The 24,745-nt window shown below is 56.7% G+C and carries 22 protein-coding genes; 8 read left to right on the forward strand and 14 right to left on the reverse strand.

Features of this window, described 5'->3' with window-relative positions; all coding sequences use genetic code 11:
• Positions 1–46: 46 nt before the first annotated feature.
• From H7846_RS08480 to H7846_RS08490, 3 genes are all read left to right on the forward strand, one after another.
• Positions 47–1,339, forward strand: a complete 1,293-nt coding sequence (locus H7846_RS08480) for a peroxiredoxin family protein (protein ID WP_186696015.1) — start codon at positions 47–49, stop codon at positions 1,337–1,339.
• 847 nt (positions 1,340–2,186) lie between these two features.
• Complete coding sequence (locus H7846_RS08485) at positions 2,187–3,146, forward strand: sugar phosphate isomerase/epimerase family protein (RefSeq protein WP_186696016.1); 960 nt, start codon at positions 2,187–2,189, stop codon at positions 3,144–3,146.
• 155 nt (positions 3,147–3,301) lie between these two features.
• Complete coding sequence (locus tag H7846_RS08490) at positions 3,302–4,447, forward strand: Gfo/Idh/MocA family protein (RefSeq protein WP_186696017.1); 1,146 nt, start codon at positions 3,302–3,304, stop codon at positions 4,445–4,447.
• A gap of 15 nt (positions 4,448–4,462) precedes the next feature.
• Here H7846_RS08490 and H7846_RS08495 read toward each other — a convergent pair whose 3' ends face one another.
• Entirely contained in the window at positions 4,463–4,942 is a 480-nt protein-coding gene (locus H7846_RS08495) for a cupin domain-containing protein (protein WP_186696018.1), read from the reverse strand.
• Between the two features lie 178 nt (positions 4,943–5,120).
• Here H7846_RS08495 and H7846_RS08500 point away from each other — a divergent pair, with 178 nt between their 5' ends.
• Positions 5,121–6,626 carry an outer membrane beta-barrel protein gene (locus tag H7846_RS08500; RefSeq protein ID WP_186696019.1) on the forward strand — a complete coding sequence of 502 codons (1,506 nt, stop codon included), beginning with the start codon at positions 5,121–5,123 and terminating at the stop codon, positions 6,624–6,626.
• A 51-nt stretch (positions 6,627–6,677) separates the two neighbouring features.
• Here the strand turns inward: H7846_RS08500 and H7846_RS08505 are convergent, their stop codons facing one another.
• Entirely contained in the window at positions 6,678–7,637 is a 960-nt protein-coding gene (locus H7846_RS08505; protein ID WP_186696020.1) for a carbon-nitrogen hydrolase, read from the reverse strand.
• A gap of 313 nt (positions 7,638–7,950) precedes the next feature.
• On the opposite strand from H7846_RS08505, the gene H7846_RS08510 reads away from it, so the two are divergent.
• From H7846_RS08510 to mdh, 4 genes are all read left to right on the forward strand, one after another.
• The gene (locus tag H7846_RS08510) at positions 7,951–9,378 is read left to right on the forward strand and encodes a glutamine synthetase family protein (RefSeq protein ID WP_186696021.1); all 1,428 of its coding nucleotides are present in this window, start codon (positions 7,951–7,953) and stop codon (positions 9,376–9,378) included.
• Between the two features lie 116 nt (positions 9,379–9,494).
• On the forward strand, positions 9,495–10,271 hold the full coding sequence (locus tag H7846_RS08515) for an SIMPL domain-containing protein (RefSeq protein ID WP_255460953.1): 777 nt from the start codon (positions 9,495–9,497) through the stop codon (positions 10,269–10,271).
• A gap of 134 nt (positions 10,272–10,405) precedes the next feature.
• Complete coding sequence (locus H7846_RS08520) at positions 10,406–11,809, forward strand: NADP-dependent isocitrate dehydrogenase (RefSeq protein WP_186696022.1); 1,404 nt, start codon at positions 10,406–10,408, stop codon at positions 11,807–11,809.
• A 65-nt stretch (positions 11,810–11,874) separates the two neighbouring features.
• Complete coding sequence (gene mdh / locus H7846_RS08525) at positions 11,875–12,804, forward strand: malate dehydrogenase (protein ID WP_186696023.1); 930 nt, start codon at positions 11,875–11,877, stop codon at positions 12,802–12,804.
• A 68-nt stretch (positions 12,805–12,872) separates the two neighbouring features.
• Here the strand turns inward: mdh and H7846_RS08530 are convergent, their stop codons facing one another.
• The 12 genes from H7846_RS08530 to fliS form a co-directional block, all read right to left on the reverse strand.
• A complete protein-coding gene (locus H7846_RS08530) occupies positions 12,873–13,394 on the reverse strand; it encodes a peptidylprolyl isomerase (protein WP_186696024.1) in 522 nt (173 codons plus the stop codon).
• 66 nt (positions 13,395–13,460) lie between these two features.
• Positions 13,461–14,222, reverse strand: coding sequence for a peptidylprolyl isomerase (locus tag H7846_RS08535; protein WP_186696025.1), 762 nt, complete (start codon positions 14,220–14,222; stop codon positions 13,461–13,463).
• A 343-nt stretch (positions 14,223–14,565) separates the two neighbouring features.
• Positions 14,566–15,837, reverse strand: a complete 1,272-nt coding sequence (locus tag H7846_RS08540) for a dipeptidase (RefSeq protein WP_370561388.1) — start codon at positions 15,835–15,837, stop codon at positions 14,566–14,568.
• 409 nt (positions 15,838–16,246) lie between these two features.
• Positions 16,247–16,993, reverse strand: a complete 747-nt coding sequence (gene sdhB, locus H7846_RS08545) for a succinate dehydrogenase iron-sulfur subunit (RefSeq protein ID WP_186696026.1) — start codon at positions 16,991–16,993, stop codon at positions 16,247–16,249.
• A gap of 23 nt (positions 16,994–17,016) precedes the next feature.
• Positions 17,017–18,012 (reverse strand): acyltransferase family protein, encoded by a 996-nt coding sequence (locus tag H7846_RS08550; protein WP_186696027.1) that lies wholly within the window; start codon positions 18,010–18,012, stop codon positions 17,017–17,019.
• 187 nt (positions 18,013–18,199) lie between these two features.
• Positions 18,200–18,412 carry a hypothetical protein gene (locus tag H7846_RS08555; RefSeq protein ID WP_186696028.1) on the reverse strand — a complete coding sequence of 71 codons (213 nt, stop codon included), beginning with the start codon at positions 18,410–18,412 and terminating at the stop codon, positions 18,200–18,202.
• Positions 18,413–18,507: 95 nt separating this feature from the next.
• Positions 18,508–20,283 (reverse strand): succinate dehydrogenase flavoprotein subunit, encoded by a 1,776-nt coding sequence (gene sdhA, locus H7846_RS08560; protein WP_186696029.1) that lies wholly within the window; start codon positions 20,281–20,283, stop codon positions 18,508–18,510.
• Positions 20,284–20,382: 99 nt separating this feature from the next.
• Positions 20,383–21,177 (reverse strand): succinate dehydrogenase, encoded by a 795-nt coding sequence (locus H7846_RS08565; RefSeq protein ID WP_186696030.1) that lies wholly within the window; start codon positions 21,175–21,177, stop codon positions 20,383–20,385.
• Positions 21,178–21,371: 194 nt separating this feature from the next.
• Positions 21,372–21,995: a non-canonical purine NTP pyrophosphatase gene (locus H7846_RS08570; protein ID WP_370561389.1), complete on the reverse strand. Its 624-nt coding sequence runs from the start codon at positions 21,993–21,995 to the stop codon at positions 21,372–21,374.
• A gap of 335 nt (positions 21,996–22,330) precedes the next feature.
• Positions 22,331–23,737 (reverse strand): hypothetical protein, encoded by a 1,407-nt coding sequence (locus H7846_RS08575; protein ID WP_255460955.1) that lies wholly within the window; start codon positions 23,735–23,737, stop codon positions 22,331–22,333.
• 83 nt (positions 23,738–23,820) lie between these two features.
• Positions 23,821–24,189, reverse strand: a complete 369-nt coding sequence (locus tag H7846_RS08580) for a hypothetical protein (protein WP_186696031.1) — start codon at positions 24,187–24,189, stop codon at positions 23,821–23,823.
• Positions 24,190–24,263: 74 nt separating this feature from the next.
• Positions 24,264–24,731 (reverse strand): flagellar export chaperone FliS, encoded by a 468-nt coding sequence (gene fliS, locus H7846_RS08585; protein ID WP_186696032.1) that lies wholly within the window; start codon positions 24,729–24,731, stop codon positions 24,264–24,266.
• Positions 24,732–24,745: the final 14 nt, after the last annotated feature.

Below are 24,745 nucleotides of genomic sequence, written 5' to 3' on the forward strand. Positions count from 1 at the left end.
TCCTTCTGCATTCCTTTCCCCTGAAAACCAAAGAATCGAGTTTCCTATGAACGCCCTTACAGGGAGGCTGTTTGCTGTTTCCGTTCTTGCGGGGTTTTTCCTGGCGTCTTCCTCTGCCTTTGCGGCCTCTTCTTCCATTGATGGGATATGGGAAGGAAGCGCTTCGGTACGCGGGCAGGAGGTTCCGCTGCGCCTGCAAATCAGTGGGCCTGCCACAGATCTCCATGCTGCTTTACTGAATGGTGCGGAGCAGTCAGTGGCTTCGTCTGCCAAACTTCAGGATGGCAAGCTGCTGTTGAACTTCAACTACTTTGCCCGCAGTCTGGAAGCCACGGTTGCAGGCGAGCAACTGACGGGAACCTTCGGTACAACGTCTGCTTCACCGAAGGCTGCGCCGCGCGTTCCGGTGACTCTGCATCGCGCTTCCGCAGTTTCAAACGTCTCCACGGGGCCGGATATACACGGCGATTGGGAGATTGCTGTTTCCAGCTCGAAGGGGGAGTCTGCATGGCAGCTTCGGATTGATCCAGCGACCAGGGATGCGGCTCCCGCTACGATCCGGGCCGTGATTCAGCGCATTGATGGCGATACGGGCTCTCTTTACGGAGCCTGGGATGGAAATCAATATAAGGTTAGCCACTTTACGGCAGCGGGGCCTGCGCTGTATTCGATTGTGCCGCGGGAGAATGGGACGCTCCTGGTCTCAAATCTTCTGGCAACCGAGACCCAGAAGGTTCAAGCCCGCGACCTTGTAGCGCGTCGGCCAGCGGAGGCGCGTAAGGAAAACCTTGCTGCGCCTACTGAGTCGACAGAGCAGACGAGGATCAAAGATCCTTCGGCTCCGTTTACCTTTAAATTTCCTGATGTCACAGGCAAGGAGGTTTCGAGCTCGGACGCTCGCTTCCGCGACAAGGTGGTGATTGTTGCAATTGGCGGTTCCTGGTGCCCGAACTGCCATGACGAAGCTCCCTTTTTGGAGAGCCTCTACAAGCAGTTTCATGGCAAAGGGCTGGAGGTCGTAAACCTCAGCTTTGAAGAAGAGGATCAGCTACAAAACCCGACACGTCTTCGTGCTTTCATTCAGCGATATGGAATTACTTATCCGGTGTTGATTGCGGGCACTCCGGATCAGCTGACCGAGAAGATTACGCAGGCAGACCACCTGAACTGCTGGCCGACCTCGTTCATTCTGGGGAGGGATGGCCGCGTGCGCGAAGTGCATGCCGGATTTGCAGGACCTGCGAATCCTCCGGCACATCAGGCACTCGAGCATGAGGTAACCGCGTTGGTGGAGAAGCTGCTCGCTGAACCTAGGCCGGTCCAGAAGGCGTCGTTTTAGCCCCCCCCCCGGGGGGGACGGTGCGCAAATCGTTTGTTTTCTATGCTTTGCGCGAAAATAAACATGTAAAATATAGAAAACAAATAAGTTAAATATCAAAATATAGATTTAAAACAAGATATGGTCAGGGTTGGTCCCTGACCGTACACATCTCGCTTCGCTCGATGTATGGGGCACCCGGTGAGCACCGGGGCTCTTTTTATGTCCTATTTCTATTCTAGAGAGTTGCGCCAGTTTAAAAGCAGTTTCAGAGGAATTGTTTTTCGATGAGTAAGTGGTTTGGTTTGTTTCTGATGAGGAGTTTGAGGGAACCCTTCCACGAAGGTGATGGACTTGACAGGAATTGGAGGCGGCGCGAACGGCGAAGATCAGTCGTTTGCTCTGCGAGCTTCACTCTAGCCTTCGGCAGAGCGGTAGCGCCTTTGGCGCGGCTGATTATCACACGGCTAAAGCCGTGTGCTTAAGCAAGGCGACTGATCATCATACGACTAAAGCCGTGTGCTTAAGCAAGGCGGCTGATCATCATACGACTAAAGTCGCGTGCTTAAGCAAGGCGGCTGATTACGGTTAAAGCCGTGCCTTAAGCAAGGAGGTTCGCGCTTTGCGCGAATGTCCACTCATGCCTTCGGCATTAATAGGGCATCCGAAGTACGTTGAATTTTGACGTATGGGCACCCGGTAGAAAGAGCGGTCGAGAAGCAGATTTCTCCGCTTCGGGCCTGTGGGCTTTCTGTCGAAATGGTGCTTCTGAGGGGATCGCAGATGGATTGGTGTCTGGCGAGAGGCTTCCTCACGGGGTATTATTTTTTAGCGCGAAAAAAGTTTGATTTCAGGAGCCGAGGGAAGCATGAGGGTTGGTGTTTTTACGCCGTTGTTGTCGCAACTTTCGTTCGAAGATGTGCTGAAGAAGCTGAAGTCTTATGAGATTCAGACCGTGGAGCTGGGAACAGGGAACTATCCCGGTGATGCACACGCCAAACTTTCGATGTTGAAGAATAGTGCTGAGCTGGCGGAGTTCAAGAAGAAGCTGGACGATCACGGTTTCAGCATCAGTGCATTGAGCTGTCATGGAAACGCGCTTCATCCGGACAAGGCAAAGCGTGAAGCTGCTCAGAAGGTAAGCCGGGAGACGATTCTGCTGGCCGAGAAGCTTGGCGTGAAGACGGTTGTTGATTTCTCCGGGTGCCCCGGCGATTCTGCTACGGCTACCCAACCCAATTGGGTGACGTGTCCCTGGCCTCCAGATTTTCTGGAGATTCTGGATTGGCAGTGGAACGAGGTGGTGACTCCGTACTGGATCGAACATGCGAAGTTTGCTGCCGATCACGGAGTGCGTATTGCGATCGAGATGCATCCAGGTTTTGTGGTTTATAGCCCGGAGACGCTGTTGAAGCTGCGTTCGATTGCGGGACCGAATGTGGGATGCAACTACGATCCGAGCCACATGTTCTGGCAGAGCATCGATCCGATTGCGGCGGTTCGCGTCCTTGGCGATGCGATCTTCCATGTCCATGCAAAGGACACGCAGATTTACACGGCGAACCTGATGAAGGCCGGCGTGCTGGATACGAAGCCGTATACGGACGAGCGCAACCGGAGCTGGATCTTCCGGACCTGCGGGTATGGTCACGGAGCAGAGTGGTGGAAGGAGTTTGTTTCGACGCTGCGCATGTTTGGATATGACGATGTGCTTTCGATCGAGCATGAGGACAGCCTGCTTGCTCCCGAAGAAGGTCTATCGAAGGCGGCAAAGTTCCTGAACGAGATTGTGATTCGAGAGCAGCCCGCAGCAGCCTGGTGGGTATAACAAGGGAACGTATCGAGTCGAGGATCTGCGGCAAATTGGATTAGCCGCAGATCCTTCGACTTCGCACCTCGCGATGAAACTGCGAGATGCTTCGCTCAGGATGACACTTTGAATATTGAGTCGTGAAGGTGTGATTCACGATACGAGGAGAAGACGTGAAACGGGTGAAGACTGCGGTCGTAGGAACTGGATTTATGGGGCGTGTGCACCTTGAGGCGCTGCGCCGTGTAGAGCATGTAGAAGTGATTGCGGTTGTGGGGAGGACGGCAGAGTCCGCAAGGAAGCTGGCCGATGCTTATGACGTTCCTCTTGCAACGGACGATTATGCCGAGCTGCTGAAGAATCCTGAGCTTGATGCAGTTCACATCTGCACGCCGAATGCGCAGCATTATCCGATGACGAAGGCCGCGATCGAGGCAAAGAAGAATGTTCTTTGCGAGAAGCCGGTGGCGATGTCTGCGAAGGAGGCTGAGGAACTTGCGGCTCTTGCGGAGAAGGTGAAGGTTCGCAACTGCGTGTGCCACAATCTGCGGTTTTATCCGATGGTGCAGCAGATGCGCCGGATGCGCGAGGCAGGCGAACTGGGTGAGATTCTGGTGGCCCAGGGGACCTACTCGCAGGACTGGCTGTTATATGACACGGACTGGAACTGGAGGGTGGACGAGGCTGCGTCCGGAGCTTCGCGCGCGATGGCCGATATCGGGTCGCACTGGTTCGATTCGATCGAACACATCACTGGTCTGCGCGTGTCGTCGCTCTGCGCGGACTTGCAGATCTTTCATCCCACCCGGAAACGCCCGAAGCGCAGCGTAGAGAGCTTTACGGGCAAGCTGCCGACCGCGGAGGATGTCGATGAAGTTCCGGTAAAGACGGAGGACTTCGGAGCGGTGATCTTCCGCCTGGGAGATTCGGCGCGTGGGGCGATGACGGCAAGCCAAGTCAACGCCGGTCGTAAGAATGGCCTGAGCCTTGAGGTCTATGGAACGAAGAGTTCGGTGGCGTGGAACCAGGAGCGGCCCGATGAGCTTTGGATCGGTCATCGCAATACGCCGAACCAGATCATCATCAAGGACCCCTCGTTGCTGCTGCCTGCAGCAGCCCGATACGCCGATCTTCCGGGAGGTCATAGTGAAGGGTATGACGATACCTTCAAACAGGTCTTCCGGCGGTTCTATGCGTCGATTTTCGATCCATCGGCGCCGGTGGAGTATCCGCAGATTACGGATGGGCTGCGCCAGATGAGGGTTCTGGAAGCCGTACTAGAGAGCTCCAGAACCCGCACCTGGACCAGCCCGAAGTGAGGAATTGCTCCGTAGTTATTGAGAGACCTTTTGTTTGAAGACGATATAAGTGGCGGTTGTGTTGGGCGTAAGTTTCACCCAGTGAGGAACGCCAGCCGGAATATGGGCGATGTCTCCTGCGTGTAGAGTGACCTCTTTGCCGCCTTCAATCGAGGTCGCAAGGAATTCTCCGGGTTGATCGCCATTGGGATGCTGACCCTTTAGGGTGCCACCTGTGATGAGTATGACGCTGCCCTTGCTGATGACCATCTGATCGGACCAGTGCTGGTGCAACTCGGCCTCGCCGGTGCGAGCGCGGGCTACGAAGAGTGTTCGGGAGACGGGTGTCTCGTCTGTTTTCTCGTTGACCATTCCCGTTGCGCTTGCCTTAGCAGCTTCGAGCAGCCTGGCCTGATGTTGTTGAATCTCGGCAGCGGTATGGGCGGTCTGTGCTCCGGCCTGGGCCGATGCGGAAACTGTTGCAAAGAGAAGGGAACAGAGGATTTGCGATTTCACAAGATTTTCTCCCGGAGTAATAGTGGGAGGATTCTACGGTTCGTACGGCGAAGGGAGAAGGGACGAAAGACCTAGAATCTGCTGGTTAGCAGGCCCTTAATGGATTCCTTATGGAAGTTTTACTGCATCATTACCGGGTGATCTGTTGTTCTATTAGGCATCTATGAGATGCCAATTTTTGCGTTCCGCTATCTGCGTCTTCATCGTGTTGAACACATTGTTTACCGGGGTTCAGAGCCGTGCTCAGGAATCCAGCGTTGCGAAGGATCGAGAGGTCGAGGAGCTACGCCAGACGGTGCGAGATCTGGCAGCGAGGGTTGCTGCGCTGGAGGAACAGTTACACAAGCAAACTACGGTGGCTGTTCCTGCGCTGTCGACGACTTTGAATGATGGGACACCAACGGTGGCTTCGTCCAGCTCTTTGAGTGCGGTGAAAGAGTCTGAGGTTTCGAAGGGAGTGGCTGCGCCAGCAGAGTCATCAAATCCGGCGGTGGCGAAGAGTTCGAGCGCTGCGCCAGCAGAGTCGCAGGTGGCAGCGGTTGTCCCAGCACAGCTGCCGGGTGGAGCTACGCTGAACTACTACTTCGATGGCTACTATGGTTATGACTTCAACCATCCCACTGGGAGGGTGCAATACCTGCGTGCCTATGACGTTTTGAGCAATGCCTTCAGCATCAATCAGGCGGGGCTGGTGCTGGCGATGGACCCGAATGTAGAGGAAGGGCGACGATATGGTGTGCGCCTGGATCTTCAGTTCGGACAGGCGACGGAGACCTTGCAAGGGAATCCAGCGAACGAACCCAGACCGGAGATCTACCGGAACATTTTTCAGGCTTATGGAACCTATGTCTTCCCAGTGGGCAAGGGGCTAACGGTGGATGTAGGGAAGTGGTCGAGCTCGATGGGAATCGAAGGCAACTATACGAAGGACCAGATGAATTACACGCGGTCGTTCTTCTTCAATTACCTGCCGTTCTATCACATGGGCGTGAGGGCAAATTACAAGTTGAATGACAAGGTAGCGGTGAACTACTGGCTGGTGAATGGGACACAACAGTCGGAGCCGACGAATTCGTTCAAAGATGAATTGTTTGGGTTGGCGTTGCAGCCGAAGAAGAATGTGTCGTGGACGATCAACTATTACCTTGGCCAGGACCATCCTGATGTGACGCAGAATCCGCAAGGCTGTGGAACGGCTCCGATACAACCGGGACTATGTCTCCAACCAATCACGCCAGCGCCGGACGGGAAGCAGCACATCTTCGATACCTATGCGACATGGAATGTAACCCCGAAGCTGACGTTGGCAGGGGAAGGGGATTATGTGATTTCGCGGTTGTGGAAGAATGCTGCTCCGGGCCAGTCTTCCGCGCCTTCGCATGTGATTGGCGGGGCGGCGTACGCACGGTATCAGTGGACTCCGAAGATGGCTCTGGCAGGAAGAACGGAGTATCTATCGGATCGTGGAGGATTATTCAGTGGAACAACACAGGCTCTAAAGGAATTTACGGGTACGTATGAGTACAAGGTGGCGGATGGTCTGCTAACGCGACTGGAGTATCGGAGGGACTGGACGAACAGGCCGTTCTTTTTGACGAACAAGCCGGGAGTGTTGTCGCAGAATCAGGACACGCTTACGGTGGGGTTGGTTTGGTGGTATGGCGGGAAGCAGGGGGCTTGGTAAAAGGCGAAGTCCCGGCGCAAGATCGCCGGGACTTCATAGAATTGAGGCTTATTAGTCTAAAAAGCGCTTGGCAATGCCTTCGTAGGCGTCGATTCGTCGGTCGCGTAGAAAGGGCCAGTGTTGGCGGGTGATCTCGATGAGCTTGGGGTCGAGGTCGGCATAGAGGATCTCTTCCTTGTCGTGGCTTGCCTGGGCGATGATGCGGCCGAAGGGGTCGGCGATGAAGCTTCCGCCCCAGAACTCGAGGCCGGATTGTGGGGTGTGGTCGCCGGGGCCGCGAAGCTCGACGGTGGCGGGGTTGCCGTCGGCGGCGGTGGTCTTGAATTTCACGTCGCCGTGCTCGTGGCCTACGCGGTTGACGGCGCAGGCGAAGACTCCGTTGGCGATGGCGTGGGCGCGCTGGGCAGTCTGCCAGGCGGAGTACTGTGCCTCGCCGAACTCCGATTTTTCGGACGGGTGCCAGCCGATAGCGGTGGGGAAGAAGAGGATCTCTGCGCCGCGGAGGGCGGTGAGGCGAGCGCCTTCGGGGTACCACTGATCCCAGCAGACGAGGGTGCCGACGGGTCCTTGCGAGGTCTGCGTGGTCTTGAAGCCGAGGTCACCGGGTGTGAAGTAAAACTTCTCGTAGTAGAGCGGGTCGTCAGGGATGTGCATCTTGCGGTAGACGTCGGCGATGCGGCCATCCTTCTCGATGGTGACGGCGGTGTTGTGGTAGAGGCCAGGGGCTCGGCGCTCAAACAGGGAGGCGACGAGGACGACGCCAGTCTCGCAGCAAACCTGAGAGAGTTTTTCGGTAGACGGGCCGGGGATGGATTCAGCAAGGCCAAAGAGGCCGTGGTCTTCGCGCTGGCAGAAGTATTGCGCCCGGAAGAGCTCGGGGAGGCAGACGAGAGTCGCTCCCTGGCGTGCGGCCTCGTAGACTCGTTCGGCCGCCTTGTCGAGGTTGAGCTGAGTATCGGGCGAGCAGGACATCTGGATGAGGGCGACGCGGCGAATCGAGGTCTTGTTCATAGCTTCTCTCTATCTTACTAAGGGCTTTTTCGAGCGAGAACGCGGCCCGCATTACGGACGAAAGAATTTGTGCGAAGCGGCGCGGGTCTTTCGAAGATGAGCCGACATTGCAGGTCCGGTAGCGTGCTGCCAGGAAGGGCGCCGTTTTGCGGCCAGAACACGCGAAAACTCCTTTTTTCGTGCGGGGATTTCTGTTAGTTTTTAAAAAGGTCTCCTGCCCACGATGCCAGCGGACCTTGCCTCCACCCACACAACCAATTTCCGTTTAGCCGACCCTGGTCGTCGTGTATCTCATTGCAGAAGGAGCAAGACGTTGAGCGAATTTCGTGATTTTCTGGAGCTTTCCTACTCTGAACTTGAGGATTTGAATCTTCAGGCCAAGGAGCAGCGCAAGAAGCGCGTTGCTGCCGATGTGATTCAGGAGGAGCGTCTCAAGTACCTGACCGACGAGCGCCGCATTAAGGCCGTAACGGTGTTGTTCAGCGACCTCGAAGGCCGGCTGCATATGCTGGACTACGACAAGAAGTTCCTGGTCAAGAGCTACGACAATCTTACGTTTGACGGTTCTTCGATCCGCGGCTTTACGGCGCAGCGTGAGAGCGACCTTCGTCTCGGCATCGATTGGAGTGCGTTCTACTGGGCTCCTGCAGACGTCTTCGGGCCGGGTAAGGTGCTGGTCTTCGGCGAAGTCATCGACAAGAATGGCGGAACGTACAGCGCCGATATCCGCGGCGTGCTGAAGAAGTTCTCGGAACAGTTGTATGCCGAGCAGGGATACACCCTGAATGCAGCGAACGAGATTGAAGGCTTCCTGTTTGAGGGTGTCGATGCGGAGCGCAAGTTCCACGAGACGGGACTCTTCGAATACGTCAACAAGGGTGGCTACTACCACTCTCTGCCTGGCGATCCTCTACGTGAGTTCATCGATACGACGGCCGAAGTGCAGCGCGCGATGGGCTTTGAGAACGAAAAAGACCATCCTGAGGTTGCGCCTTCGCAGTTCGAGATCAACTACACCTACGGCGACGTGGTTACTGCTGCCGACCAGATCCAGCTCTACAAACTGATTTGCCGCCAGATCGCGAACCAGATGGGTATGACGGCCAGCTTCCTGCCGAAGCCTGTTACCGGAGTGAATGGATCGGGCATGCACACTAATGTCTCGATCACCAAGGGGGGCAAGAACCTGTTCTGGGACCCCAAGGGCGAGGAGAAGATCTCGAAGATGGCATGGCAGTTTACGGATCGCATCCTGACGCACGGCAATGATCTCTGCCTGCTGCTGAATGCAAGCGTGAATGCGTACCGTCGTCTCGATCCGCACTTTGAGGCACCGAACCAGATCAAGGCTTCGGCGACGGACCGTGGCTCGATGGTTCGTATCCCCATCGGTAATGAGAAGTCAGCTCGCGTCGAGGTACGTTCGGTTGGACCAGATGCGAACCCCTACATGGTGCTGTACTCGATCTTTAAGACAGGTCTCCATGGCGAAACGGCGAAGATCAAGAATCTGCGCCAGGCGGAGCGTTATCTGCCAGACAACATCTATACCGCGATCGAGAACTTCCGTGGTGCGGATTGGAACAAGAAGCTGTTGGGTGCTGATGTCGCTGGACGCTATGCGGACCTGAAGCAGGCTTCGGCAGATCGTTGCCCGCGCCTGCTGGGAAGCATCGTGAAGGCGCCGGAGGTTCAGTTCCATCACGATGTCTACAACCAGCTCCTGTGGAACATCTTCTAATCAGCTAGCCATAGAAACAAAACAGAGGCCCCGGCATCGACCGGGGCCTTCTTGTATGTGGCGTTGACATCTCATCCAGACTGCTGCATTCTGCTCATGTTCTCCGGAGGGTATGCTTGGAAGCCACACGCGACAATCCCTGGTTGGTTCCGACAGCTGTACTGGGTGGATTTCTTTTCCTTGGCCTTGTGCTGGGCGGATGGCTGCTGGGGAAAGAGATCAAAGAGACGCGCCTTGCGGACCGTTATGTAACCGTAAAGGGGTTAGTGGAGCGCACAGTGAAGTCTGACAGTGCGATCTGGCCGGTGACCTTCAAGGAGACGGGCAACGATCTGCAGCAGGTCTATGCGAAGAGCGAAGAGGACCGTGCTGCGGTACTCAAGTTTTTTACGGCGCAGGGAATTGCCACACAGGAGATTTCGGTCGGGCAGATCCAGGTGACTGATAAGCAGGCGAATGAATACGGCGGAAATAACCAGGGTGGACCGCGATACATTGTGCAGCAGACGGTGACCGTCAGCTCGAATGATGTGGACAAGATCTCCAAAGCCGGCCAAAAGACTGCGCAGCTCCTGCAGGCGGGCATTATTGTGATTGGCGGATATGGGCAGGGGATTCGCTATGTCTTCAACGGTCTGAATGCTCTGAAGCCAGACATGATTACGGAAGCTACGAAAAATGCTCGCGCATCTGCGGATCGATTTGCGGCGGATTCCGGAAGCCAGGTAGGCTCAATTCGCTCTGCCAACCAGGGCGTGTTTTCGATCTCTGCCGCAGATGCGGGAAGCGGAGTTGGGCCGGGAGAAGAAGGCGGCGCTGCAACCAGTCCGGATTCCAGCATCATGAAGAAGGTGCGGGTTGTGGCCACCGTGGACTACTACCTGGTGAAGTAGAGTGGCCTACTTATAAGCAGGGGATCAGATCAACTCGAAGTGCGATTATCGCAATAAACGTGCGAATATTGCCAGAGCTTCTTCCTGAATGATAGCTTGGACTTCTCACAATCTCACCGGGAGAAGATTCATCTATGCAGGAGAGTTACAACGGGATTGCGGTGCCGAAGGACGGAGCGCCGATTCAGTATGCCAACGGAAAATACACCATTCCTGATAACCCTATTATCCCTTTTATTGAAGGCGATGGAACGGGGCGCGATATCTGGAAGGCATCGCAGCGCGTCTTTGATGCGGCGGTAGAGAAGGCCTATGGCGGCAAGCGCTCGGTGAAGTGGTTTGAGGTGCTGGCCGGAGAGAAGGCATATCGGCAGACCCAAAACTGGCTACCGGATGACACGGTTAAGGCTACAGTAGATTTTCGCGTTTCCATTAAAGGGCCACTGACCACGCCGGTGGGTGGCGGTATCCGCTCGCTGAACGTCGCTCTGCGACAGTTGATGGACCTATATCAGTGCGTTCGCCCGGTGAAGTATTACTCTGGCGTGCCGAGCCCTGTAAAGCACCCCGAGAAGCTCGATGTGGTGATCTTCCGCGAGAATACCGAAGACATCTATGCCGGAATCGAGTTTCGTGAGGGAACTCCTGAGGCGGCGAAGGTGCTTTCGTTCCTGAACGACGACATGCTGAAGGGTGGCAAGAAGAAGATCCGGTTGGATTCCGGTGTGGGAATCAAGCCGATTTCGATTACGGGATCGAAGCGATTGGTGCGCGCTGCCATCCAGTATGCGCTGGACAACAACCGTAAAGTCGTGACGCTGGTGCATAAGGGCAATATCCAGAAGTTCACTGAAGGAGCCTTCCGCGAGTGGGGATACGAAGTTGCCACGCAGGAGTTCCGTGAGCACACCGTGACCGAGCGCGAGAGCTGGATTCTCGGTAATCTCGAGTCCAATCCGAGCCTGACGGTGGAGGAGAACGCCGCTTTGATCGAGCCGGGCATCGAGTTTGCTCCCAAGCCGTTTGTCGATGAGGTGATCGCTGAAGTGAAGGACGTCCTCGAGAAGATCGGCAAGTCGCACGGTAATGGCGTGTGGAAGAAGAAGATCCTGGTGAACGATCGCATCGCCGATTCGATCTTCCAGCAGATTATTCTGCGTCCGGATGACTACAGCGTGCTGGCGACGACCAACCTGAATGGTGACTATATTTCGGATGCTGCTGCGGCGCAGGTCGGCGGCCTTGGAATCGCTCCTGGCGCAAACATCGGAGACGGTTATGCGGTGTTCGAAGCGACGCATGGCACCGCACCGAAGTATGCGGACAAGGATGTGATCAATCCGGGTTCGGTGATTCTTTCGGGAGTCATGCTGTTCGACTTCATCGGATGGAGCGAGGCGGCAAGGCTGATCGAGTCGTCGATGGAGAAGACCATCGGGCAGAAGTTCGTCACTTACGACTTCGAGCGCGGCATGCAAGGCGCAACGAAGGTGAAGACGAGTGAGTTTGCGACCCGGATGATTGAGAACATGAAGTAAATCTTTGAGGCCGGACTACAGAGTAGTCCGGCCTCAAACTTATTGTAATTGTCTTAGGAGAAACGATGCGTAAGAAAGTAACGATTGTTGGCGCTGGAAATGTGGGTGCGACGGCTGCTCATTGGATTGCTTCCAAGGAGCTTGCAGATGTTGTGTTGATCGATGTGATCGATGGCGTGCCGCAGGGCAAGGGGCTCGATCTGCTGGAGGCGTTGCCGATTGAGAAGCGCGATGTCTCGGTGATTGGAACAAATGACTACGCGGATACCGCGAATTCGGACATCGTAGTCATTACGGCAGGCATTGCGCGCAAGCCGGGTATGAGCCGCGATGATTTGCTGAACACGAACTTCGGCATTATGAGCGATGTGGCGGCGAAGGCGTTGGCTGCGTCGCCGAACGCGATCTTTATCATCGTCTCGAACCCTCTGGACGCAATGGCGCAGACCGCATTCAAGAAGCTGGGTCTTCCGCGCGAGCGCGTGATTGGCATGGCGGGTGTGCTGGATTCGGCACGCTTCCGCACGTTCATTGCACAGGAGCTGAACGTTTCGGTTGAGAATGTGACGGCGTTCGTACTCGGCGGGCATGGCGACACGATGGTTCCGCTCTCACGCTACTCGACGGTGGCGGGTATTCCGATTACGGAGTTGATCCCGGCGGACCGCTTGAAGGAGCTTGAGACGCGTACGGCAAATGGCGGCGCGGAAATCGTCAAGTACCTCAAGACGGGCTCAGCTTACTATGCTCCTTCGGCTGCCGCCGTAGAGATGGTGGAGGCGATCCTGAAGGACAAGAAGAAGATTCTTCCTTGCGCTGCATATCTCGAAGGCGAGTACGGCATCAAGGGCCTCTATGTTGGTGTGCCGTGCAAACTGGGATCCAAGGGTCTGGAGCAGATCATCGAGATCAAGCTCACCGCAGAAGAGCAGACTGCGCTGCAGAAGAGCGCTGATGCGGTGAAGGAACTCTGCAGCGTGATTGGCGTAGCGTAAAACTATATTCACTTCAAATCAAAAGCCCGCTCGATGGAGCGGGCTTTTGATTTACCTATCGTTCAGAATTATGCAATCCGCTCGATGGTGACGGATTCCAGAACCACAGGGGTTTTGGGTCGATCCATGCCATCGCGGGCAACCTTGCTGATCTTCTCGACGATATCGTAGCCTTCAACCACTTCACCGAAGATGGTGTGCTTTCCGGTGAGCCAGGTGGTGGGGGCAACGGTGATGAAGAACTGAGAACCGTTGGTGTTGGGGCCGGCATTTGCCATAGCGAGTTTTCCGGGCTCCTGGAAGCCGTGGCGCGAACCGCGGGTTTCGTCGGCGAAGCGATAGCCGGGACCACCCATGCCGGTGCCTTCCGGGTCGCCACCCTGGATCATGAACTCGGGGATGACGCGATGGAAGATCGTGCCGTCGTAAAGTTTGTCGCCCTTCTTGCTGCGGCTCTCCCACTGCTTGGTACCCTCGGCGAGACCGATGAAGTTGGCGACGGTTTCGGGTGCGTCCTTCTCGAAGAGCTCAACGACGATGTTTCCCTGGGATGTGTTGAAGGTTGCGTAAGTTCCTGGCTTGCGTGCCATGTAGTCTCCTTTGGATTGGAAGGTTGTGAGTGACGTCTCTCAGGAAAAAGCAGCGAGAGACAAAAATTACTGAGGTGGCGCCGCAGGGGGCTGTGCGGCAGGCGGTGCAGGTTCCGGGGGTATAGGCTGGCCATCGCGGACGATCGTGATCTTGTTGATCACGACTGGAGTGACAGGCTTGTCGTTATCGTCGCGCTGTACGCGCGCGATGGTGGCGACCATGAGGACGGTATGCGAATCGCACTGGCCGAAGATGGTGTGCTTGCCGTTGAGGTGAGGAACCGGAGCTTCCGTGATGAAAAACTGTGAGCCGTTGGTGCTGGGGCCGGAGTTTGCCATGGCGAGGCGTCCGGGTTCATCAAAGGTGAGGGAAGGATCGATCTCGTCTTTGAAGAGGTAGCCGGGATCGCCGCGTCCATCGCCGAGCCGGTCGCCGCCCTGGATCATGAAGCCGGGAATGACTCGGTGAAAAGTGGTTCCGTTGTAGAAGGGCTGGCCGTGAACCTTCTGGAGCGTTTTGGGATCGGTCCAGTCCTTTGTTCCTTCAGCGAGGCCGATAAAGTTGGCGACCGTGACGGGGGCCTGGGTGTCGTATAGCTTGCAGGTAAGACGGCCCATGGTGGTGTCGATGACGGCGGTGGGGCCGGTGGGGGTAACGGGCGGCTTGGCCTGACTGGTGGTGCTCGGTGCGTCAGGAAGGTCTTGCGAAGAGACCCCAGTTGCCGGCGTCGACTGCTGAGACTGCGGCGCCTCGGTGGGAGGCGGAGAAGACTGAGCCCAAGCCGGACTGCTGAAGGCCAGAGCAAGTGCAAGGAAACGAAGCGTCATGCGTAGTGGAACTCCATAGAACAGGCTAACGCAGAGATTCTTATGGAGCAATTCGGCGCAGAGGCATCAGCCTGTTCCGGAAGAGGATGCGCCTTCCTGCTGCGGATTGTGCTCGATAGGCCATCCGATCCGTGATGACCCCCTACCACCATTTGCGCGCAAAGTATTCAATCGATGCGGCTTAGATTAGTACTTCGGATGATAGAGGCGTTCTCTTAGAAAAACGGAAGAACCGGATATTTTTAATTCTAACTGGTGAACAAGGATAATCTGCGATCCCTATGTATTTAGAAACATGGTTGTTAGCTCCTCCCGGGACTTGACAGGCATTTTCTGAGAGGAGTTATTTCTGGCCCGGAGCGATGACAGGTGGCTTTTCCTGGGCTGCCTGAACGGCGCGGAAGACACGGAGCAGGTTGCCGCCGAGGAGTTTGTGCATATCTTCAGCGGTGTAGCCGCGTGCCATAAGTGCTGCGGTGACTTTAGGCAGGTCGGCGGCGGAGTCGATCCCAGCAGGGGGCTGAGGAATACCGTCGAAGTCGGTTCCGATGCCAACGTGGTCGATACCAGCAACCTTGATGACGTGATCGAAGTGATCGATGAGGGAGTTGAAAGGGGCGCGGCCGATCTTCGCGGCGTACTTACGGTCGATCTTGTCGGAGGCTTCGAAGGGAACGGGGAGGCCCTTCGCTTCGTATTCGGCTTCGAGCGCGTCCTGTTCCTTTTGACGCTCGGGTTTGGATGCGTTCCATGCGGTACGCCAGTTTTCGTCGATGAAGGCAGGGAAGAAGTTGACCATGACGACTCCGTTGTTCTTTGCCACTGCGCGGAGCATATCGTCTGTCATGTTGCGTGGCGCCTGGGTGAGAGCGCGAGCGGAGGAGTGTGAAGCGATGACAGGAGCTTTGGTGATCTCCATGACGTCCCAGAAGGTCTTGTCGGAGACGTGAGAGATGTCGACCATCATGCCGAGGCGGTTCATTTCGGCAACGACCTGCTTGCCGAAAGGGGTGAGGCCGTTATGGTGCTTGACGGTGGGGTCGTCGATGTCGCCGGAGGAATCGGCCCAGTCGTTGGTGTTGGACCAGGTGAGCGTCATGTAACGGACGCCGAGGCGATAGTAGTCGCGGAGAAGACCGAGGGAATTTTCAATGGAGTGGCCGCCCTCGATTCCCATGAGCACGGCGAACTTGCCCTGCTGGTGTGTGGAGATGATCTGGTCGGCGGTGGTGCAGAGAGCGAGCTTATCGGGAGCGCGGCGAACCTGTTCGAGGGTGGCGTCGATCAGCTCGAGAGTGCGACGAGCTGAGTCGCGCGCAGAGTACTGGCCGGGGTCGACCCAGATGGAGAAGAACTGGGCATCGAGATTGCCCTTCTTCGCGGAGTCGTAGTTGAGCATGCCTCCGTTGAGCGGATCGGTAAAGTTCCAGTGCTCATCGAGGAATCGCTGTGGAGTGTCGGCGTGAGTATCGATGACGATGGCAGAGTCATGAACGGCGAGAGGATCCTGAGACGACATGTTCTTCTTTCCTGCGGCTTGGGGAGACTGCGCAAAGAGCGCTGTCGAGAGAAGGAATGCACAGACGGCTGCGGCGGATGGTTTGGTTGTGTGCATGAAATACTTCATGAGCCGGTGATGGAAATTGTAGCAAGGGTTCGGGTTGCGCGCTGGGAATGTCGGTTATGTCGCGGATAAGGAAGCCAGGCCCTCAGCGGCTAAAGCCGCTCGGTTTTGTGATAGCCATTTTTGGCACAGCTGAAGCCGTGTCCTTAAGCAAGGTGGTCGCGCATTCGCGCGAATATCCCACTCATACCGCTTTGCATTATGAATGGAGCACCCGGCACCTGGCTTGTTTTGGGGAACACGTTTTTGGGGCTACAGCATAGTTAAGGCGGGCGAGATGTGGTGATTTCTCCACTCCGCTCTCGCCTGCGGCGTTCGCTTCGGTCGAAATGGCACATCCATGATTGAAAGTAAGAAGCCCACCTGTGATGGTGGGCCTTCTTGTGAGGTGTGCAATTGGCTATCGGGATACGAGATCTTTGACTTGCTGGATGAAGACGTCGCGGCCCATATCGCTGATGGCTTCAGTGAGCGGGAGTTCTTTGGGGCAGGCTACGACGCAGTTCTGAGCGAAGCCGCATTCCTGAATGCCACCATCTCCAGCGAGAGCACGAAGGCGATCTTCGGCGAGGACGGCTCCGGCGGGGTCCATGTTGAAGAGCTTCGCTTGAGCGATGGTGGCGGCTCCGACGAAATTGGTGGAGACGTTGAACTGGGGGCAGACCTCCATGCAGCAGCAGCAGCTGATGCAGTTGGAGAGCGGGTAGCGCTGCTCCTGCACCTGCGGGAACTGGCGAGGCCCGGAACCGAGGTCGTACGTGCCATCGATGGGAACCCAAGCCTTAACCGTCTTGAGGTTCTCAAAGAGGACGGAGCGATCGACGGCAAGGTCGCGGACGACAGGGAACTTCGAGAGTGGTGCGAGCTGGATGGGCTGTTCCAGCTTGTCGACGAGAGCGGAACAAGCCATGCGGGCCTTACCGTTGATGAGCATGGCGCAGGAACCGCAGATCTCCTCAAGGCAATTGGAGTCGTAGGTGACGGGCGTTGTGGCCTTGCCGCTGATGTCGACGGGGTTCAACGCGATTTCGCCGAGCAGAGAGGTAATGTTCATGCCGGGGCGATAGGGAACCTCGAAGGTTTCGGTGACAGCAGGGGCATTGGGATTGGCCTGACGCTTGATCTCGACTTTGATGGTAGTGGGCATGGTCGTTTTTCCTTGGCTATGCTTTAGCTGGGGGTGACGGCGGGATACTGTGTCTTGATCCGTCGTGAATGTGCGAGTGCGAGTGAGGGTTTCTCAACGAAAAACCAGGAGAGCGGAGCCGCTACGGCGATGGCTAGAAATGTGAGCGTGAGCGCGGCCCAAGGATGGGTGCGGTAGAGCCCCAGGGCGACGACGACCTGGATGAGGGGCCAGTGCAGGACATAGATGCCGTAGGAGAAGTCTCCCCAGCGTGTGGGGCCCTTGACGACGGGCAGCAGGAGACTCGCCCAGAGGGTAAGGGTGGCGACAGCCGCTGGACGGAAGACAAACCATCCTGTGGCGACGTACACGACCCAGAGTAGAGCGGCACCAAGGGCGAACCACTTGCCATTGGCCTCAAAGAAGCTCAGATGGTAATGGATGAGCGCTCCAATGATGAAGAAGGAAAGCTGGCCGGGAAGCTGGAGAGCGAGCGTATTGTGATCGGCCATCGCGACTCGGTAGATGATGGACAGGACAAAGAGCGACCACAGCACGACATCGCGGTTGAGGCGGCGGCAGAGCCAGACGATGAAGGGAACGAGGATGTAGAACATGACCTCGATCTTGATGGTCCAGAGGGCGCCGTTCATGCCGGTGCTGGGATTGGAGGCGAAGACGCCGGGGATCGATCCAGCAAGAAAGTTGGCGAAGATGAGGTTCGCGAAGAGGAACCGGACGACGTGAAAGCTGCCATAGCAGAAGGCAATGAAGAGGCAGAGAGCCGTAGCCAGCCAGTAGCCGGGGAGGATACGAGCAGCGCGTTTGATGAAATAGTCGCGCAGGGAGGAAGAACGCTCGTAACTGGCAAAGATGAGGAAGCCAGAGATGGCGAAGAAGCCTTCGACAGCGAGGTGGCCGCTGAAATAGCGGGGAAGCGGCTCAAAGAGGCTGGCTCCGCTGATGTAGCCGACATGGAAGAGAACAACGACTGCAGCCAACAAGAGGCGGAGAATATCGAAGTTATTCTCTCGTTTCATGAAGAGGCCACCCTGTCGCAGAACAAACGTTTGTGGGAGAGAAGCAGATTTCTTCCACCCCACCGAGCAGGACGATAAGACGGTCTTGCTCCGGTCGAAATGACACTCTTGTTAGGAGAAGCGGTAGTGGGAGCGAGGAGTACAGAACTTTCCCGCGGCCTGAGATTGTAGGAGCTTTCGCCGGGCGCTAGAAGATGCTGCCGGTGTGACCGGCCTGCTCCTTCTCGAGCGTTACCAGAGAGATGCCCTCTTCTGCACAGGTGAGATGTCTTCCGGATGCCTCGATCTGCTCGATTCTCTTTCGAATACTTCTGTTGTAGAGAATGATGTAGGTCCAGAGCGCGATGAAGATCGCCGGAAGGATCAGAAAGACGAAGTAGTTGGACGCCGTTTCTGTCATGAACGGTTAGATGGCGGTTCCCGGGTTGGAGGATACTCAGGAGCATCATTTTCGTCTTCCGTACTAGTTATTAAAGGGCGGATTCCTCCAGGTGACTATGCCGTGGCGTCGTAACGGCGCGGACGCGGTTTGATGTGGCTGATGTCGACGTCCTCGAACTCGAACTTTGGGGCGTCGTTGACGAAGCTGGCCTTGGTGGTCTTGAGGAACTTCTCGTCGTTGCGGTCCGGGAAGTCAGGCTTGTAGTGCGCGCCACGGGATTCGTCGCGGAGTAGCGCTCCCTGGACGATAACGCGGGCGAGCTCAAGCATGTTGTAGAGTTGGCGGGCGAAGGCGAAGCTGGTGTTGGCCCATTGGCTCTTGTCGGAGAGATTGATGTTGCGATAACGCTGTTGGAGCTCGACGATCTTCTCGTCGGCCTCTTTAAGGCCAGTGTTATAACGGATGATGGTCGCGTGCTTGGTCATGGTCTCGCCAAGTTCGCGCCAGATCTTGAAGGGATTCTCAGTGCCAGGGTTGTTGAGGAGGATATTGTTGGCCTCCTTCTGACGCTGGAATTCAGCGGCATGGCCACCATCGCCTTCCTGCGCGGGAAGGGACTTCGCATACTGCATGGCCTGCGGTCCGGCAACGAAGCCGCCGTAGATGCAGGAGAGCAGGGAGTTCGCGCCGAGGCGGTTAGCTCCGTGGATGGAATAGTCGGCCTCGCCAGCGGCGAAGACGCCGGGGATGTTGGTCTGCTGGTTGAAATCGACCCAGAGGCCGCCCATGGTGTAGTGCATTCCAGGGAAGATCCTCATCGGGACCTTGCGCGGGTCGTCGCCGACAAACTTCTCGTAGATCTCCAGGATGCCTTCGAGCTTATGCTGACGCTCGGGCGGGAGGTGGGAGACATCGAGGTAGACCTGCGGCTGGCCGTCGATTCCCATGTGGTGCTCGTAGACGACCTTGAAGATGGCGCGGGTGGCCACGTCACGGGGGACGAGGTTGCCGTACTTGGGATACCACTCCTCAAGGAAGTACCAGCGGTCGCTCTCGGGGATGGACTGCGGGGCGCGTTTGTCGTTCTTATCTTTGGGAACCCATACGCGGCCACCCTCACCGCGAGCCGATTCGGACATGAGGCGGAGCTTGTCTTCGCCGGGGATGGCGGTGGGGTGGACCTGGATGAACTCTCCGTTCGCGTAATAGGCGCCCTGTTGATAAAGCGCTGATTGAGCTGATCCGGTGCAAACTACTGAATTCGTGGACTTTCCGAAGATGGCTCCGTTGCCGCCGGTGCAGATGATGATGGCGTCTGCGGGGAAGGTGCGAAGCTCCATGGTGCGGAGGTCCATTGCGCTGATGCCGCGGCAGACTCCTTTGGAGTCGAGCACGGCGGAGAGGAACTCCCAGCCTTCGTACTTGGTGACCTTGCCCTCGGACTCGTAGCGGCGAACCTGCTCGTCGAGCGCGTAGAGGAGCTGCTGGCCAGTGGTGGCTCCGGCGAAGGCGGTGCGGTGGAAGAGGGTTCCACCAAAGCGACGGAAGTCGAGCAGGCCTTCGGGGGTGCGATTGAAAGGAACACCCATGCGATCGAGCAGGTCGATGATGGCCGGACCTTGTTCGCACATCTGCTTGACGGGGGTCTGGTTGGCGAGGAAGTCGCCGCCGTAGATGGTGTCGTCGAAGTGAGCCCAGGCGCTATCGCCCTCGCCCTTGAGATTCTTGGCGGAGTTGATGCCACCCTGAGCGCAGACGGAGTGCGAGCGCTTGACGGGGACGATGGAGAAGAGGTCAACCTTGCCGCCCGCTTCGGCGATCTTGATGACGGCGGAGAGGCCGGCGAGTCCGCCGCCTACGACGATGATTCTTGGAGTTGCTGCTGCCATTCGTTGTCCCTCAGAGGCTAAAGCCTCTTTCTATCTATGGCGTTTTCGGCATCCTTCGACACCGCTCAGGGCAGGCTCTAAAACCGTGCCCTTAATAAACTATTTCTGTAGCGTGATTGCGGTTGCCGGTACTGGCGCAGAGGGCATATGAACCGCTGCAGAGGTTTCGGGCATGACATCTTCCGGAGCCGGTGGTGCGGTGACGACGGCGAAGATGCTGCCGAGTCCCATGAGGCAGAGCACGATGCCGACGACGGCGCAGACGTAGCCAAACCTCTTGCGAGCTTTGTCCCCAGGGGTGATGCCCCACTTGGCGGCGAAGAGCCAGACGCCGTATGCGAAGTGCCAGGTGGTAGCGATCATTGCGATGACATAGATGGCGATCATCCACGGATTGGAGAGCTCGTGCTGTACTTTGGCGAAGGCTGCACCTGGATGCTCGGGGAGGCTGACCCCCATAAATCGCTGTCGCAGGACGTGCTGAATGATATAGAGGAAGGCAATGATTCCCGTTACACGCTGGGAGAGGTACATCCAGTTGCCGGCCCAGGGGTAGACGTTGACATTATTCCGTCCGCGAACGGCGATGAAGAGACCGTAGAGAGCGTGATAGGCGAGCGGGATGAAGATGAGTCCCCACTCGAGGACGCGAACCAGAGGCAGGGAGTTGAGGAAGAGAACCTGCTTGGCATAGGCGACAGGGCCGTTGACGATCTCGAAGTTGGAGACGATGTGCTCGATGAGGAAGGCGCCGATAGGCACGATTCCGGTGAGGGAGTGCAACTTGCGCCAGAAGTAGGAGTGTCCTTCGCCAGCGCGAAGCGGTTGCACGCCAGGCTGGATCCCCTGTTGGGACGGCGTGGCGGATGGGGCTGGCGGTGCGGCAGAGGCCATGTCGGAACTCCTTAAGCTCGTTGGGAGTACTGCTGCGCAGATATTGCGACAGCAGGCTGATTATTCCGCTCCTGTTACGCCAACGTCAAGAAATCAACGGCTTCTGGTGCGGTTATCGTCAATTTTGTGCGATTAAGTAGCAAATAGAAAATGCGATTGATTCGGTCGGGATTTTGAGGTGTCCCTGCTTCTCTTCATGCAAGTTGAGGCCGCAGGGCACGAAGCGCTCGGCCACGATGGCTGAGAGCGAGTTTAGTCTGCAGGTCAATCTCGGCCATGGTCTTTTCCAGTCCGGGAAGAAAGAAGAGAGGATCGTAGCCGAAGCCGGAGTGGCCCCGAGGTTCGAAGAGGATGATTCCTTCAACAGAACCGTCGGCAATTGCGAGAACCTGCCCATCTCGTGCAGCTGCTAATACGCAGCGGTAACGAGCCTGTCGGTCAACTTCCGGAACGTTTCGCAATGCATGTAGAAGACAACGGTTGTTTCGTTCATCGAGAGAAAGGTCTGGCGATGACGTGAATTCTGCATCGTCGCCGTAGCGCGCGGAGCGAACGCCGGGTGCTCCATGAAGCGCATCGACCTCGAGACCAGAGTCGTCGGCCAGGACGATCTTGCCTGGGGCAAGGCTGGAATAGTAGATCGCCTTAGTGCGGGCGTTGCCCTCGAAGGTGGGTTCATCTTCAGGTGGGGCAGGGATATCAGCCAAACCGGGAAGAGGAAGGATCTCAGTATTGGTCTCTTGGGCCTTTGCTGTTGCGGAGAAGTCGCGGAGCTTGCCTGGGTTCGAGGTGGCAACGTAGAGGATCATTGTTTTCATTTAAGCATTGAGAGAGATTCGGTGGGCCCTTCCGCGGTTGCATTCCTCCTAGATATCAGTTGCATTCCCTCCTAGATATAAAGACCGTACAGATTGGGAACTGACAAAGGATATCCGATGTCACTTCGCCCTTTGGGCTTCGCTCCGGCCTTCGGCAGAGTGGAACCGCTATCACGGCGACTTTTGCGGCACCCATTCGACTACGCTCAGGGCAGGCTCTAAAGCCGTGCCCTTAAAAGCGGTTCGCACTGTATGCGAATGCCCACCTTCGTCGCTTCGCGACGAAGATGGGGCACCCGATTCTAGGCTGATAGTCGTTGAGATTCTTCGATTGATTATGGTGCGATGCGGAAACGTACGAAGGCTGCGACTCCCCAGGGATGATTTCCGTAGGTGGCTTGTAGGGAATCGGGCGTGTTGTAGGTGGTGAACTGTGCACCGGGAGCTGCGGTGATGTGTTTTGCGATACGGAAGTCACGGTCGTAACCGAAGCTGAAGGCAGCGACGTGCCCGATGGGTTCTTCGTGGAAGTGTGAAGGTGTTGGTTCGTCAGGGTTGAGCAGCAGTTGGTTGGAGCGAGCGGCGTTTTCGATGCGTGTCCAGACGTAGTTCTTGCGCGAGAACTTGAGCAACGATTCGGCGAGATAGCTGTTCATCCTGCCGTGTGAGTTGGTGCGCCCCCAGATGAGGGTGCTGGACCAGTTGCCGGTGGTGAGTCCATTGGCATCGCGTGGGCCGAAGGAGCGGTTGTACATGATGGATGCGGTTTGGCGCTGCTGGTCTTCGTGCGCGTTGGGTTCAGGATCCGTGATGTGTGCGATGGAGTATTGGATATTCCAGTTGGGGTTGGGTGCGAAGGTCAGACGCGAGGAGTAGCTATCGATGGCGAGGCCATTCTCTGAGGGCTGGAACTGCCAACGACCTTCGCCGGGTTCGCCGCCATGAAAGCCAGAACCTTCGAGCCGAAACCATCGCCAGGTGAGTCCGGTAGTCAGGACGTTATAGGCAATGTGGGTAGAGTCTTCCTGATGATGGCCGAGGGCGGCGAGGGGATTTTCGGAAGCAGACATGCGGTGGGGGAAGGCAACGGGGCCGATGGCGGGATCACCGATGGGAGCAGCATAGAAGCTGAGGAGCGTACGTTCGCTGAGCTTGATGTCGTAAAGTGCTCCGACCTCCATGAAGAAGTTATGTGGATGTTGTCCATCGACGATGGGCTTGCCGAAGGCGGTTTCGCCCTGCTGGAAGAGCAGAGGATATTGGCGAGCGGTTACGGTAGCGGGTTCCAGTGAGAACATCGCGCGCAAGGTAAGCTGGCCGGGACCGACACGCCGCATGGCCATGGGCATGATCCAGTTGGTGGAGAAGAATTTATCGCCTCCGCGGCGGCCTTCAGGAGTCTGTGCAGCCTGCTGTTGGGTATCGGTGACGAAGGCCTCGCCATGCAGCATCCACATCCAGGGTCCATGCCAGCCCATGACCATGTACATGGGGGTTGAGGCGGGCTCGACGGTGGTGCCGGAGGAGAGATGATTGAGCTGGGCTTCGATCAGGTTACCGGGCTGCATGATCATGCCTGGCATCTGTGCCATGGAGGACATATCGTGAGAGGAGTGGTCCATGGAATTCATCGAATGATCGGCAGGCATCTCGGAGGATTGCTGGGCGAGTGCGGGGAGGCCAAAGAAAAGGGATGCAGAGATAAAGGTGCGTAGAGATCTACGCCAGGTACGCGGGAACACGGGTTCTTCTCCTGAAAGCTAAAGACAAGGGGCTACGATGCCTGGATGAAATCCGGGCAGGTCTTTTGGCGGGGGCTTCAGGATCAGATTCGGAGAGCGATCAGCGGCGGGGTTTGTAGTGGTGTAGGTCGCGGCAGAGCGAATTGGTAGCTAGTTGCGATGTCCAGTGAGGGAACAGGAATTGCGACAAAGGGAAGCGCTGCAAACTGTACTAACTGAGACTCAGTGGTAGAAGCAGCCGATGCAGGCTGATGGTGAACCACGCAGCACTGATTCGAAATTTGCAGATCAGGAGCATGGCTTGGGCAGCAGGCGTGTGCTGGAGCGCTCATACTGTGGCTCGCGTGATCCATCTTTTGCTGTGGCGGAGCTACAGCAAAACAGGCTGCTGAGCTGACGAAGAAGGCCAGCAGGCAAAGGACCGAGACGAAACTGGAGAGCGTGCGCTTCATGCTGTTACTGATAGAGACGGTTCCATGAGGAAACCATTACAGTCTTTTCTCATTTTATCAGTAGAAAAATGAAATTATGCTGACCAGCGGGCCGAGGCAGGTTGTTCGGTGATGGAGGAAGGAGGAGGAGCGGAGAATAGCTCTTCTTTGGTACGGAGTTCGCGGGGAAGTACACGGCCCGCATCTGGATTACGCGCCGCGACAGTCCAGGCATCACGAACGCTACGGATGCAGGCGATGACCTCGTGAAACTGTTCGATGGAGGTGGCATGGGAGGCCTCGAGCGACATCGTGAACATGGCGGCGTAGAAGTCCGAGAGCGATTCAGACGTGCTTTGGGCCAGATCGGGGCGAAGACGGGCCTGCAGGTACATCAGGATGTCGAGCGCTCGGCCTACGGCGATGCGGCGTCCGCGAGTATCGTTCTCTTCGATGCACTGGATAGCGCGATACAAAAACCGAATCGTTCCATCGTAAAGCGCGATGATTAGTTCGATACCGGTGGCGCCCATGAGCGCCTGCCGTTGGTAGGTTGAAACCATCTGATTCTCCTTGC

Source organism: Edaphobacter sp. 4G125 (assembly GCF_014274685.1).
Taxonomy (GTDB): domain Bacteria; phylum Acidobacteriota; class Terriglobia; order Terriglobales; family Acidobacteriaceae; genus Edaphobacter.

Bases quoted from the DNA above. Each gene is read 5' to 3' on its own strand.
- H7846_RS08480 (WP_186696015.1), top strand. From the start codon at position 47: ATGAACGCCCTTACAGGGAGGCTGTTTGCTGTTTCCGTTCTTGCGGGG.
- H7846_RS08485 (WP_186696016.1), top strand. From the start codon at position 2,187: ATGAGGGTTGGTGTTTTTACGCCGTTGTTGTCGCAACTTTCGTTCGAA.
- H7846_RS08505 (WP_186696020.1), bottom strand. From the start codon at position 7,637: ATGAACAAGACCTCGATTCGCCGCGTCGCCCTCATCCAGATGTCCTGC.
- H7846_RS08520 (WP_186696022.1), top strand. From the start codon at position 10,406: ATGCAGGAGAGTTACAACGGGATTGCGGTGCCGAAGGACGGAGCGCCG.
- mdh (WP_186696023.1), top strand. From the start codon at position 11,875: ATGCGTAAGAAAGTAACGATTGTTGGCGCTGGAAATGTGGGTGCGACG.
- H7846_RS08530 (WP_186696024.1), bottom strand. From the start codon at position 13,394: ATGGCACGCAAGCCAGGAACTTACGCAACCTTCAACACATCCCAGGGA.
- H7846_RS08535 (WP_186696025.1), bottom strand. From the start codon at position 14,222: ATGACGCTTCGTTTCCTTGCACTTGCTCTGGCCTTCAGCAGTCCGGCT.
- H7846_RS08540 (WP_370561388.1), bottom strand. From the start codon at position 15,837: ATGCACACAACCAAACCATCCGCCGCAGCCGTCTGTGCATTCCTTCTC.
- sdhB (WP_186696026.1), bottom strand. From the start codon at position 16,993: ATGCCCACTACCATCAAAGTCGAGATCAAGCGTCAGGCCAATCCCAAT.
- H7846_RS08550 (WP_186696027.1), bottom strand. From the start codon at position 18,012: ATGAAACGAGAGAATAACTTCGATATTCTCCGCCTCTTGTTGGCTGCA.
- H7846_RS08555 (WP_186696028.1), bottom strand. From the start codon at position 18,412: ATGACAGAAACGGCGTCCAACTACTTCGTCTTTCTGATCCTTCCGGCG.
- sdhA (WP_186696029.1), bottom strand. From the start codon at position 20,283: ATGGCAGCAGCAACTCCAAGAATCATCGTCGTAGGCGGCGGACTCGCC.
- H7846_RS08565 (WP_186696030.1), bottom strand. From the start codon at position 21,177: ATGGCCTCTGCCGCACCGCCAGCCCCATCCGCCACGCCGTCCCAACAG.
- H7846_RS08570 (WP_370561389.1), bottom strand. From the start codon at position 21,995: ATGAAAACAATGATCCTCTACGTTGCCACCTCGAACCCAGGCAAGCTC.
- H7846_RS08580 (WP_186696031.1), bottom strand. From the start codon at position 24,189: ATGAAGCGCACGCTCTCCAGTTTCGTCTCGGTCCTTTGCCTGCTGGCC.
- fliS (WP_186696032.1), bottom strand. From the start codon at position 24,731: ATGGTTTCAACCTACCAACGGCAGGCGCTCATGGGCGCCACCGGTATC.